Raw genomic sequence first — 13,106 nt, 5'->3', positions numbered from 1 at the left:
TAATTCCGCCGCACCAGCAGGTGTGCTAAAGCTGATTCAATTTTACTCTTCTGTCTCTCCGCCCACCGCAGCTGCCTGCCGCTCCATCACCGGATGCTCTGATAAAGCCAGCGGCTCAGCAAACTGCACCCCGCCAATCATCAGGTCACTTTGCCGCTGCTGTAAGGCTCTGTCAGCAGATCTTTCCAATACCCATTGACCCATCCGCTCACCGCTACCATCCAGCAGTTCAGCTGTCAGCCGATCCCCGCTAATGCGGATGCGCAGCTCATTGCCGTCCGAGACCGGAATTTCCACAAGCTCAAACACCGATATATCAACGATAGCGGTCAGTGTCACTCCTGTGAAACGGTAAGTATACAGCTGCTCACCGCCGGAGGAGGAATACACAGCATCTATCAGACCCTCTCCCGTTTTTACCCGGAACCGCACATCGGTCAGCTCCTGCGGCATACGCGGGGCAAGCAGAACCTTGCCTGCAATCATATCCGGGCGGATGCCCAGGAAATACTGATACCAGACCCGCAGCTGCTCGGCATTCGACCAGGCTTGCAGATAAGCGCCGGTCAGCTTCGCCCGGTCAGCTCCTTCCTGCGGGTATGCGTCCAGATTTTCGCTTAGTCCGCCCACTACGCCAAGCTCCAGTGCCTGCCGGTTCATGTTCCTGAACAGCCCGTAAGCAGTCTCTTCCTGCCCGGCTTCGATCATCCGCTGCATAGCAATCCCGTTGAGCCAGGTCCATACCGTACCGTTATGGTAAGCCTCGTCCTTGTGATAATCCTCCGTCAGATGGAACGGGTGAAAGAACGGATGCCGTCTGTCCAGGGACGCAGTGCCCCATGGATAAACCAGCTCCTCCCAGGCTGTGCGGACTGCTTTATTCTTGAATTCCCGGTCATCGAACAGGTCAAAGGCAAACAGCTGGTTCGGACGCAGCGAGAACTCCGGAGCACCGTCCGCATCAAGCCTGTCTGCCAGATAAGGGTAAGCCGGAGCACGGAAATCGGCGGCAAAATGCTCTTTTAAAGCGTCAGCCAGACTGCCCCATTGCTCAGCCTTCTCCCGGTCACCCATATATTCAGCAAAATAAACACCCGCCCGCAGCTGGCCATACCATAATGCCTGTATATCATTGGCCCGTGTATCACGCGGGGAATAGGAGTTAAGCTCTGCATCCCGCGCATCCATCCAAGTCTCATTATCGTCATGGGTCAGGTAACCCTTGCCGTCCACCCAGTGACGGATGGAGCCCTCGATACTGCTGCACACTGCCGGATACAGCTGCTTGATGATGCCCGTATCCCCGGAGTATTTCACATAATCCTGCAGCTGCATAATGAACCGGGGCGTACCGTCTGTAGTGTGATAGTCAATGTTTTCAGGAGCCAGTATATTCGGAACCCTGCCGTAATATTTCGACGATTCGTCCGTGTTCTGGTATTCCGCAAAAGACAGCAGAATCTGCTTCGCCGTCTCAAACTGGCCGCTGACCAGCACCGCTCCCGGCATTGCAATGAACTGGTCCCGTCCCCAATATTCATTGAACCACGGCAGTCCGGCGTAGATCCCCTCCCCCTGCTGCCGCGTTACCAGCTGATCCATGGTCAGGCTGATCCAGTTCAGCGCAAGCTTCAGCTCCTCGTTACTGCTGTCCAGATACACATTATTTTGCAGAAAGTCGTCCATCCGGCGTATACGCTCAGCCTTCAGCGCAGCCGCCTGCCGCTCCGTATCCTCAATCAGCAGCGCAGCTTCTTCCGCGGTGGCGGCGGCAGAAATAAAGAATCCTCCTGCTGCACCGTTGGTCTGGAAGACTTCCCTGTCCATCATTAACGGCCCGTTGCCCTTGGCGCGCAGAGCAATGATCCAGTCCCCTTCCATTGCCTTGAAGTAAACCGTATCTTTAGTAAGCTCCAGGAACTCCAGTTCCTCGCCTTTAAAGGAAATGCCGATGCTGCCGACACCCCCCGTCAGACTGACCTCAAGCACATTCCGGTAATCGAACAGGCACAGCTCTTCCGTAATGCTCCCGTGGATACGAACCAGTGAATAAGGACTGACCTGGACCTCAGCCAGCTCATTATCCAGCTCCTGATGGTCAGCATAAAGCGTATATCCGCCAAAAATCCGGTTCTTCGCCACATTCATCCCTTCAAAGTAAGCATGCTCAGGATGATCATTCACATGGGTCTGCGTGTAATAAAAACAGGCCTCTTTATTGGTAAAGGAAACCGCACGGTTGGCCTCACGGCTTACCTTAATCTTCATTTGCTCCAAAGAATCAGATACGTACCCGTCTGTCATTTTCGCAAAATCCTCCTGCTCTATTAATGTCAGTTCCCTGTCAGCTATCTGCCAGCAGCAGGAAAGAATACGGCTGAAGCGTAATCTCCTCGCCCGTTTCCAGCTCCAAGTTAGTATACAAATCACTTAATTTCCGGTTACGCAACTGTTCAGGCAGCGCTACTGCCTCAGCAACAGAAGCGTTATGAAGCAGCACGTATAGTGCTTTATCTGCGCTGGATTTTTTATAAATCAATGTTTCTTCTTGGCCCTTTGCAGACAGCCATTCCAGGTCAATCTCTTTGAACTGCGGATGCTCCCGCCGGAGCGAGATCAGCCTGCGGACCGTCTCATACAGATTCTGATTCTGCTCCTCCGGCTTCCACGGCATACACTGCCGGTTATGATGCTCATCGCCGCCAACGCCTACCTCACCGCCATAATAAATGCTCGGCGATCCTCCGTAAGTAAGCAGGAAGACATAAGTCAGCTTGACAAGCTCCGGGTTATCTCCGCAAAGATGCAGAATCCGCGCCGTATCGTGGCTGTCGAGCAGATTGAACATGTTCAGGGCCACATGCTTGGGATAGCTGACCAGCAGCTGGTTGATGGCATACCTGAAATCCTCGGCACTGTATTTTTCCTCCAGAGGCATTCTTGTACCGAAGAACCGGGTAACCGGCCACGTGAACTCATAGTTCATCACCGCATCGAACTGGTCGCCCTGCAGCCACGGATTGGAATAAAGCCAGTTTTCCCCGAGAATGTAAATGTCACTGCGGATGCTTTTCAGCCTTTTGCGGAACACCCGCCAGAAATCATGGGATACCTCGTTGGCCACATCCAGCCGCCAGCCGTCGATATTATAGCGTTCTGTCCAGTAGACTGCCGCACTGATCAGGTATTCACGCGCTGCCGGATTTCCCGTGTTCCACTTGGGCATCATTTCAGTGTAGGCAAACGTCCGGTAATTTAGATGCTCCCCGAAATAATAGCCTTCCCTCGCAGCCAGCTCCGTGTCCGGTACAACCTCCTTATCTCCATTCAGTATATAAAAATAGTCAAAATATGGCGAGTTACGTCCCTGCTTCAGCACATCCTGCCAGAACGGATGCTCATACCCGCAGTGATTAAAAACCGCATCCAGCATGACCCGAATCCCCCGTTTATGCGCTTCCTCCACCAGCTTGCCGAGGATTTCGTTATCACCGAAGACGGGATCAATATTAAAATAATCCTTTGTATCGTATTTATGAGAGCTGGGCGAATCAAATATAGGGGTAAAATAGATCCCGGTGCAGCCCAGCCCCTGGATATAGTCCAGCTTTTCGGTGACACCCTGCAGGTTGCCGCCGAATATTTTACCATTACCGTCAAGCTGATCGCTGCCCCACTCCAGAATATGGTCCGAAGGCGCGGACGAGCTGCTGCGGTTGAACCGGTCCGGGAAAATCTGGTACCAGACGGTCTCCTTTACCCATTCAGGCGCCTCATATAAATCCTCTTCAAGGATGTACGGATAATTATAATAGTTCGTATAATCCTTGGGCGCTGTCCAGTCCTGAGCAAGCGGAGTCACCCGCTGACAGCCGGCAAAGCAGCATTCCTCCCCGTCATCCAGCACAAAGCCGTATTTGATTCTTCTCCAGTTAAAGCCGGTCAGCTCGGCAAACCAGCAGTCGTGGTAACGGGTGACATATTCCTTTTTCATCTCAACCCGCTGCATCATATCAACAGCAAATTCATAGACATGCGAATCTCCAGGCACCGGCTTCCAGTTAAAAGGGTCCATCGCCAGCACAGTGACCGACTTCAGGTCATCTTTTTTGGTTTTTACACGGATATGCAGGGTTTCAGCATCAAAGGCATAGGATAAAGGGCTCTTGGGTTCATGTACAAAACAGGCCAAATCCACAGCAGCACACTCCTCATAGAATATTAACTTATACGTTTAAGTGATGTAAGTATATCGTTTCCTCCGAAGCTCTGTCAATTGCCTTTTCCTGAATAAAAGTGCTGCAGGCTTGCCAATACAATTCAACCAAAATATAATAAATTAGATGATGACCAAACTATAATAAATTAGATGATGACCAAACTATTTAGCTGACGGAGGCATTATGAACCTGGAGATAAATGAACAGCTGGACCCGGTGTTTGAAACGATGGGGCTGTTGTACGTAAGCTATCAGCCTGAGTCCTATTTGCAGAAGAGTATCGGGGAACTGGACACATTCGGTCTGAATGGAGAAGCTTTTTACAACAAGCATCTGAAATTCATGGAAAAATACACTACAACCTTCAGCAGACACCGGATTGTTGATAAGCATGCTGAATTCTTTTTCAATGACGAGGACAGTGTGTTTTTCAATCTCCTGCATGAGCTGCTGAGTCAAAATCCGGAGTGGCTTACTTCACTGGAAAGCATCACCGAGAAGGCTTTGCGGGATACGATTATAAAAGCAGTGAATGAGATGGAGACGATGCAGAATCATTCTTGTAGTGAATCCGCACCAGCCTCCTTCCAGTCACTTGATGAGATTGTTGGCTTTCTTAATGAAAGTCCTCTGAAAGAAGCAGCCAAATGGAAGCTGATGACTCTGCTGCAGCATCCGCACCGGCATCTGATCACCCTGACAGAAGTTGTATCCTTGAATCTTCCGGCATTTGAAATGGCCCGCCAAGCGGTAGAAAAGCCATTAAACAACCTGTTAGCCAATTACGTTCAAGCCTTTGACAAGCAACAGGACGAGCATTATATCAAGCTTGTCAGGCAGTTAAGTGATAAGCAGGTGATCGTACATCCTGCGCTTATTACCCCGCTGGCACTGATTATGCTGTCCACGCGATGTTATTATGGCTTATTAATACATCTGATGCCTAATGCCAGTAAGAATCAGGAGGACTCCAGGGAGCTGATGCTGCTGCGGATGAAGGCGCTTGCCGACAACAGTAAGCTACAGATCTTAGCTTCACTTAAGGTCAGCCCAAAGTACAATTTGGAAATTGCCGACCAGCTGGGACTTACGGCAGCAACCATTTCTCATCATATGAATGTTTTGCTTGCCTGCAAGATGGTACGTGTGGAAAAGAATAACGGCAGAGTCTATTATCATCTGGATTCAGAGAATCTGCAGGAGCTGATTTCTGACCTGCAGCAGTTTCTTTTATAGATCTCCCTTAGCTTCCCGTAACGTTATCCTGTGGGGAGCTTTTTCACAACTAAAGTTTGATAATCATCTTATTTGTTTGACGTCTATTGAATTTATGTGTTATCTTCATCTTACAAATTATACCTCAATCTAATTATGGAGATGATGAAAAGTGAAACATGCCTTAGCCCGGAACAAGCTGGTTCTCTCTGTCACACTGCTATTCAGTATTGTTGCTGCCGCTGCCGGGGTACTGATTGCTATTATTCTGCAGAAGGTTATAGATGCTGCGCTTCAGGGGAATATGCAGCTTTTCCAGCGTATTCTGTTTCTGTCGGCTGTTTATCTGCTGGGGCTCTGCCTGGTCAGCTTTGTGTATTCCCTATGCAGCAAGGTTCTGATCCGCAATGTTACAATATCGGTCAGGGAGAGGCTATTCCGCGGTGTACTTCATAAAAGAACAGCTGAATTCAAAGCAGCCAATACCGCTGATTACCTGTCGGCGCTGACCAATGACATCAAGCTGATTGAAGAAAATGCCCTTCAGCCACTCCTCAGCACGTTCCAAAATGCAATTATTTTTACTGCCTCCCTGCTTGTTCTACTCTCGATTAGTCCGCTGATTACGCTTGTTCTGGTCATAGGCATGGTTCTTATGTTTCTTGTACCCTCCCTGTTTGGCAAGCTGCTGCAAAGCAGGCTGAATGCCGTGTCCGTCCAGATGTCCCGGTTCACCGCATACGCTAAGGATCTCTTGGCAGGCTTTGAAGTTATCCGTTCTTTTGGACTTAAAAAGCAAACCGAGCAGGGCTTTCAGCACGCCAACCGTACGGCCGCCAATGTCAGATTTACAGCAGACCGGCTGTTCGCCGCTAACGAGAGTATCTCTGAAGCACTGGCTATGCTCAGCCAGTTCTCTGTAATGTTTGTCGCTGCTTACCTGATCATTACCGGAAACCTTTCTGCCGGAAGTCTGGTTGCACTGGTTCAGCTGAGCGGCGGACTGGTCGGCCCTGTGCTTGTCATTATGCAGAATATTCCCCGAATTACAAGCGTCAAGCCCATTCTGGAACGCTTTGAGGCACTGGCCGGTGAGAGCAAAGCATCATCAGACGCTCAGCAGCAGGAGCCAACAATATTCAAACAATCATTGGAGGTGCGCCAGCTACAGTTTGCTTATCAGCAGGAGCAGCCTGTCCTCCGAGATATCCATTTCACCTTTGAAAAAGGAAAAAAGTACGCCCTGCTGGGACCCAGCGGCTGCGGAAAATCAACATTTATCAAGCTGCTTAGCGGATATTACGATGATTACAAGGGTTCCATATCAGTGGACGGAAGGGAGGTCAGCAGGCAGGATCACGAATCCCTACTTCAGCTAACCTCTATAATTCATCAGAATGTATATCTGTTTGATTCAGATATTAAGCACAACATCTGTCTAGGCGAGGAATTCCCGGAACCCGTGCTGGAATCAGCGCTCCGCGGCAGCAGCCTGTACGCCTATGTGCAGCACCTTGGAGAAGGACTCTCTACCGCAGTCGGGGAAAATGGCACCCTGCTCTCAGGCGGTCAACGCCAGCGGGTAGCGGTTGCCCGGGCGCTCATCCGCAGCAAGCCGGTCCTGATTCTGGATGAAGCTACCTCAGCTGTAGACAACAGGGCCGCCCATGAGATTGAGAGCAGCCTGTTAGCCATGCCGGACCTCACCCTGATTACCATCACCCATAACATTAATGATGAACTGCTGGAACAGTATGATGAAATCCTGTATATGGAAGATGGAAGGATTGCCGAAGCCGGGAGCTTCAGGGAATTACTGGAGCGCGAAGACGCCTTCGGCCGTTTTGCCCAAAGGACAGAAACGGTTTCACGGCCGCAGCTGGTGAACGGCTAATTCACTGTCAATGACAAAAACGCCTCCATGCACAGCTGCCATCAAGTAGCGGGCAGTGTGCCGGAGGCGTCCTTTTTTTTCAAAACCTTAATTACGATTGACCAGTCTGCAGGATTTCATCAATCCGCTCCTTCGCACCCTTCCAGGAGGTCATCAGCGGAAACGCATATTCCTCACGTGCTCTGAGATTCCACGGATGCGGGATGCAAAGCACCTTCTTGCCCTCCTGCACTGCAGGCAGCAGATTATGCGGACCGTCGTCAATCAGCAGATCGAAATTGATCAGATGCTTCCGTTTGCAGGTGAAGAAGTTCTCGGCAGGGATGTACGGCATATGCTTTTGCAGCCAATTCCATTTTTCGGCTACGGTTTTGGGGACAGCAGCAGTAACGATAATGACATCATAGGCATTGTGCAGCTTCTCCATCTCTTCCACCACATGCTCATCGAACAGCTCAAGCTCCTCATACAGCCCCGGCCGCCCGAAAAAAATATCCAGCGTGCTGTCCGGATGACGCAGATGGTCTGTGTTCCAGTCGATCATATCCTCATAGCGCAGGAGATGCGTCGGAAATTCATTGTTATTATGGTATATGGCCCGTTTAACGAGATGGCAGATGGTATCGTCCATATCAACGGCGATGATCGGTTTCTTCATATGTATCTCCTGTCCTTTAGTTAGCTTAAATCCTTAATATACCAGGCATCGCAGGCAAAATGCTCTGAACCCCCCATTGGCTCAGCAAGCGCAGTGAAGCCGTGCTTTTGATAGAAGCGGTTCGCTGCTCCCATTGTCTGCAGGGTTTCCAGATAACATTGCTTGTAGTGCTGTCCGGCAAAAGCAAGCGCAGTCTGCAATAGCTCAGCAGCGATGCCGGTCCCTCTCGTGGTGCTGGCGAGATACATTTTCTGCAGCTCACAGACCTGCTCCGACCCAGTAAAGGGTGCAATTCCGCAGCCTCCCAGAACAGTTCCGCCTTCTTCTACGATCCAGTATGCCCGGTTATCCGCTTCGTTGTAATAGCTATAGAGATCCCGCATACTGTCGTCTGCCCAGGCCAGCCCCTCCCGGTTGCCTCCAAATTCAATCAGGCATTCCCTGATGACCTGTTCAATTGCACTGTTGTCTGAAGGTTCAATCGGTCTTATGTTCATCTGCACTGCCTCCAAAGTAAGCTTCTATTTTCTTTTGTCTATTATACATGAAATCTGCAGAGTGAACTTAACCTGCAAAAAATGCTAGGATATATACAGTCTGACTTACATAAAGGAGTGTCTTTCATGAACAAACTTGTGTTTTTCTTCGGTCCGGGCGGCGCAGGCAAAACTACACTGGCCAAAGCAGTTGCTGCCCGCCGCAAAGCGGCCGTTGTGGATATGGATATCCTGTTAAGGCCTGCGGCTACCGCCATCCTGACCATGCACGGGCTTGACCCCAATGACCGCGATTCGGATGAATATAAAAGCTTATGCCGCGATTTGGGCTACCGGATCACGATGGATGCCGCACTTGATAACATCGGCCTGGCCGCTGATATTTATGTGGTCGGACCCTTTACCAAGGAAGCCGCCGACCCGGAATGGATCGGAGCTGAGCTGCGCCGGATCGGCAGAACGTTGGAGGAGGTTGATGTAAAGGTTGTGCTGGTCACCTTGGCGGATGAATCGCTGTTCCGCGAGCGGATTACCAGCCGCAACTCCCCGCTGGACGGCTGGAAATTCCGTAACTGGGAGCAGTTCCGCTCAGCCTTCAGCCCCCGCACAGTCGCCTGGCCGCTGCCGGAAGGAAGTGTAACGGTAATCGACAATTCGAGACCTGAGCTGGATGTGACTGCGGGCAAAGTGGAGCATTTTATCTACGGGGAATGAACCTGGATTAACGAAGTGCCGCCGGGATGAATAAGGGATGAAATGTGCGGAAAGGCTAACCCGACAGGCACAAATTAAGTTGATGAGAATAGCACAGATGTAATATTGTTCCTGAACAGGTAACTTTCTTTTGTGATTCATTTTAATTAGACTATTGCAATCGCAATGAATTTGAAATATATTGAACACATAAATAGTTGACCCCTCAATTATTGACGGATCAAATAAATAAAATATAACATCAAGGAGAGAACCAGCATGAAAGAATTCCAGCAAACCAATGATTTCAATGAGATTGTTTATGGACGCCGTTCCATCAAAACCTATGATCCTTCTGTGAAAATCAGCAGAGAAGAAATGACGGAAATTCTGAAGGAAGCAAGTACGGCTCCTTCGTCTATCAATATGCAGCCATGGCGCTTCCTGGTGATTGACAGTGAAGAAGGCAAGCAAAAGCTTGCTCCCCTCTCACGTTTCAATAAGGATAAAGTACTTCAGGCTTCTGCTGTCATTGCAGTCTTTGGAGACATGAACAATTTCGATTACTCCGAAGAAATTTATGGCAAGGCCGTGGAGCTCGGCTATATGCCGCAAGATGTAAAAGAATATCAGCTGAATGCCTTTAAGCCGCTGTATTCGCAGATCAGCGATAAAGATATGCGCGATATTATTCTGCTCGATGCCGGCCTGGTATCCATGCAGCTGATGCTGGTTGCGCGTGCCCACGGATATGACACGAATCCGATCGGCGGCTATGAAAAGGACCAGATCGCTGATGCCTTCGGTATGGACAAAGAGCGCTATCTGCCGGTTATGCTGTTGACTATCGGTAAGGCTGCCAGTGAGGGCTTCAATTCTTACCGTCTGCCAGTTGACCAAACAACGGTTTGGGCTTAAGTTAAACATTATCTGCTTACTTGAACAGCTATTGCAGAAGACGGAGAACAGCTCCGTCTTCTTTTAACATATCATCAAGGAGGGAACACTATGAATTGTTCAATGGAACAAGAAGCTGTATTGTACCTGCTCAAAAAAATGGGTAATGAGCTTAGCCCGAAGTTCGAGCGCTGCACCGGGATCGGCTCTTCGAGGTACGATCTGCTCTATCAGCTATATCTTGCGGATGAGGTTACCCAGAGTGATCTGCAAAAGGCCATTCACATCGACAGTGCTGCAATTACCCGTCATCTAAAGCAGCTTGAGGCGGAAGGCATGGTGACCAGAAGACGCAACCCGGAAGATCAGCGGGTGACTTTTGTACGGCTGACTGAGGAATGCCGTAGCCTTATTATAAACTTTAACAAGGAACGGACCCAATTTATCCAGCAGCTGCTTAACGGCTTCAGTGAACAGGAGACGAATCTGCTGACAGACATGCTCACCAGGCTGCATCACAATCTGAAGGATCTTTAGTTAGCCGCGTCCGGCAGCTTGCATCAGCTCTTCAAAAACCGGCTTCTTTTCCCCTTCAGCCTTGTCAGCAAGCTTCTTCAGCTTGTCCTTTCCGCCCCAAATAAGGTACACAAGATGCTCCACCTGGTAGTACTGGAGGCTACGGACCTGATTGAGCATCAGTCTGAGCAGCCGTTCATCCTCCATCTCTTTCATCATCTTTAGCTTTAATGAATCTGTACTATACAGCATACACGTCACGAGTATAGGAAGCGTCTCCGTGTTAATTCCGTAATGCCCATATAATGCTGCTGTGAACCCATTCTGGACCGACTGATGTTCAACGTCTACCTTCTCCATGTATTCTCTGACCAAAGGGAAATATGCCCGGTCTGTGAGACCAAGACCAAAGACCGCATAGCTGCCAGGCATGCAGCACTTCTCCCCTTCCGTATCCGTATACCATTCGAAGGTTTCCATGGCTGCCCTGGCGTACTCTTCAAGCAACGGGTGGACCTCCGGATACTCAAGCGCATTTGCAAAAAAACGGTGCGTGCCCGATTTGGCCAGTCCCTTGAGCGGCAGCCAGCGCTTAACTGCGGATTTCAGCTTAATCTGATAGCTTATGGGAAAGCCCAGCTTAAGCAGCTTAGTCAGGAACCGGAGTGCCTGACCATAGCTCTCCCCTGATTCCTGCTTCATATGGATGCTTACCTCAGCAAACACATCATTAGCAGTACAATCCACCAGTTCAGCCCTCAATCTGGTAACCTCCTCAGCGAAGGCTCCGCTGCCCTCGCGGATCAGCTGTTCAGCCCGGGTGCTGCCGAGGGCAGTCAGGCAATTCAGGAAGGTGAGCCCCGTAATTCTGCTGTAAGAAGGCTCATATCTGATGATGCTTACTGCACCGTAGATCACCAGCTTCTCCGCTTCTTGTTCGCTCCCGCTCTCCTCCAGCACAATACCGCTCTTCTTCTTATATTCTTTCTGCCATTCACTGCCGGTGAGCTCAAAGTATCTTGGCAGCCACTGCTCCTCAACCCAGTTCCTTAGGGCCACGGTTAGTGTATTGCGGTGCTCTGCAAGAAGCTTACTTCCTTTATTTAGCTCTTGTATCCGCTCATACAGACCCACGATTCTTCCGGAATCTAAGACAGGAAACAATTCTTCATCCAGCAGATGCCGGGCTAAGAAAAACGTTTCTAACGGTTTGGTCGGATATTTGCCGGCTTCGAGCTTGCTCGAGATATAGGAGCTGATCCGGTCCAGCAGCTGCTGCTTCTTCGCCTCGTCCACATATTTGAGAATAAGCACTTTGACAGTGCCGCCGCTTACGACTTCGAAGTTCCCTTCAAAATTAAACCGGTAGTCCAGTACTGCCGGAGGGAGTGCCTTTAATTTATGCTGCATATAGTGAGCAAGCTCAGGAACGATAAGCTCCCGCACCTGCTCCTCTGTAAGCCCGCCGCTGGTACTCAGCCGGCTTTTGCCCGGCATAGATAAATCCAGCGGGTAATCCGTCACATCCACTCTGCCACCCTCATATTTAAGGAGCGCGTACCCGTGAATGCCCGCCTGAAGCGTAGTTCGTTTTACAATTTTCTCAGCATCCTTATCGTTGATATATGCGATCCACTTGTCTATTTCCTGCTTCATTTCCTCAATAATCGGTTGCAGTGAATAATCCATAGCATTACCTGCTCCTTTACACAGCAATATCGGAAGTGAGGGTGTCAAGTCTACTCTATTAATCATTACATTAAATAGTACAGTATCCTTACATACTGTTCAAATTTGCTCCAGAAAGGGTGGAGCTATTTATTTACGGTGAATAAGACAAAGAGCAGCCGGGGGCTGCTCTTCTCTTAATGATAATCATATCGTTCCTTTTTACGATTCCATAGTAATGCCTATCATCGTATTCTCCAGTATCGCTATAATAGTAACTTTCTTTATGTGTACCTTCATACTGCATGTGAGCTTTCTGCATCACCTTTCCAGATACCGCATTCTGCCCGCGGTGATATGCCTGCAGCCGCTGCAGTGAAGTACGGGTAAAGGTATACTGTATTACTGCTGTTAAAGCCTCAGTGGCATACCCTTTATTCTGATACGGCCGGCCGATACAGTATTCGATCTCTGCAAAACGATGATCCGCGTCAACCTTACAAAAGGCGATTTGTCCAATGCATTCCTCATCATCCTTAAGTATGATTGCCCACCGGTAAAAATCCTCTCTATTATAGGACAGCAGCCACTCACGCAGTAACTCTTCTACTAAAGGTATACTACTATAAACTGGTTCACCATAGTTTCTCTGGACATCCCTGTCGTTGATCCAGTTAGCATGCATACTCAGGGCATCTTGCAATGTAAATGGTCTTAGCATAAGCCTTACGGTATCTATATTTTCAGTTGCCGCCCGCAATGATTTCCCTCCAGCTTCACATGATTCTTCTGCAGATACATCCAGTTTACCGGCAGATTATATAAGCGGCCATGCACTAACCTGCAGT

11 protein-coding genes are annotated in these 13,106 nt (G+C 49.4%); 5 read left to right on the top strand and 6 right to left on the bottom strand.

Going from position 1 to position 13,106, the window contains the following annotated elements:
• Window positions 1-42: 42 nt before the first annotated feature.
• Both R70331_RS14670 and R70331_RS14665 read right to left on the bottom strand, forming a co-directional pair.
• A complete protein-coding gene (locus R70331_RS14670) occupies window positions 43-2,304 on the bottom strand; it encodes an amylo-alpha-1,6-glucosidase (RefSeq protein WP_052419064.1) in 2,262 nt (753 codons plus the stop codon).
• 40 nt (window positions 2,305-2,344) lie between these two features.
• Window positions 2,345-4,198: a glycoside hydrolase family 13 protein gene (locus R70331_RS14665; RefSeq protein WP_042176692.1), complete on the bottom strand. Its 1,854-nt coding sequence runs from the start codon at window positions 4,196-4,198 to the stop codon at window positions 2,345-2,347.
• 205 nt (window positions 4,199-4,403) lie between these two features.
• Between R70331_RS14665 and R70331_RS14660 the strand changes: the two genes are divergently transcribed.
• Window positions 4,404-5,456, top strand: coding sequence for an ArsR/SmtB family transcription factor (locus R70331_RS14660; protein ID WP_042176690.1), 1,053 nt, complete (start codon window positions 4,404-4,406; stop codon window positions 5,454-5,456).
• Window positions 5,457-5,607: 151 nt separating this feature from the next.
• Entirely contained in the window at window positions 5,608-7,329 is a 1,722-nt protein-coding gene (locus tag R70331_RS14655; protein ID WP_042176688.1) for an ABC transporter ATP-binding protein, read from the top strand.
• Between the two features lie 91 nt (window positions 7,330-7,420).
• Here the strand turns inward: R70331_RS14655 and R70331_RS14650 are convergent, their stop codons facing one another.
• Together R70331_RS14650 and R70331_RS14645 are read right to left on the bottom strand one after the other, a co-directional pair.
• A complete protein-coding gene (locus tag R70331_RS14650) occupies window positions 7,421-7,987 on the bottom strand; it encodes a 5' nucleotidase, NT5C type (RefSeq protein ID WP_042176686.1) in 567 nt (188 codons plus the stop codon).
• Window positions 7,988-8,007: 20 nt separating this feature from the next.
• Window positions 8,008-8,484 carry a GNAT family N-acetyltransferase gene (locus tag R70331_RS14645; protein WP_042176684.1) on the bottom strand — a complete coding sequence of 159 codons (477 nt, stop codon included), beginning with the start codon at window positions 8,482-8,484 and terminating at the stop codon, window positions 8,008-8,010.
• A gap of 126 nt (window positions 8,485-8,610) precedes the next feature.
• Between R70331_RS14645 and R70331_RS14640 the strand changes: the two genes are divergently transcribed.
• The 3 genes from R70331_RS14640 (at window position 8,611) to R70331_RS14630 (ending at window position 10,611) form a co-directional block, all read left to right on the top strand.
• Entirely contained in the window at window positions 8,611-9,198 is a 588-nt protein-coding gene (locus R70331_RS14640; protein WP_042176681.1) for a P-loop nucleotide/nucleoside kinase family protein, read from the top strand.
• A 258-nt stretch (window positions 9,199-9,456) separates the two neighbouring features.
• A complete protein-coding gene (locus R70331_RS14635; RefSeq protein ID WP_042176679.1) occupies window positions 9,457-10,095 on the top strand; it encodes a nitroreductase family protein in 639 nt (212 codons plus the stop codon).
• Between the two features lie 90 nt (window positions 10,096-10,185).
• Complete coding sequence (locus tag R70331_RS14630; protein ID WP_042176677.1) at window positions 10,186-10,611, top strand: MarR family winged helix-turn-helix transcriptional regulator; 426 nt, start codon at window positions 10,186-10,188, stop codon at window positions 10,609-10,611.
• Here the strand turns inward: R70331_RS14630 and R70331_RS14625 are convergent, their stop codons facing one another.
• Both R70331_RS14625 and R70331_RS14620 read right to left on the bottom strand, forming a co-directional pair.
• Window positions 10,612-12,279, bottom strand: coding sequence for a DUF6138 family protein (locus R70331_RS14625; protein ID WP_042176675.1), 1,668 nt, complete (start codon window positions 12,277-12,279; stop codon window positions 10,612-10,614). It lies immediately after the preceding gene.
• 133 nt (window positions 12,280-12,412) lie between these two features.
• Window positions 12,413-13,018 (bottom strand): GNAT family N-acetyltransferase, encoded by a 606-nt coding sequence (locus R70331_RS14620; RefSeq protein WP_197071334.1) that lies wholly within the window; start codon window positions 13,016-13,018, stop codon window positions 12,413-12,415.
• Window positions 13,019-13,106 lie beyond the last annotated feature (88 nt).

It is taken from the genome of Paenibacillus sp. FSL R7-0331, assembly GCF_000758645.1.
Classification (GTDB): domain Bacteria; phylum Bacillota; class Bacilli; order Paenibacillales; family Paenibacillaceae; genus Paenibacillus_AQ; species Paenibacillus_AQ camerounensis.
The sequence above is the reverse complement of the archived record's forward strand: the minus strand, read 5'-3'. Positions and strand labels throughout refer to the sequence as shown.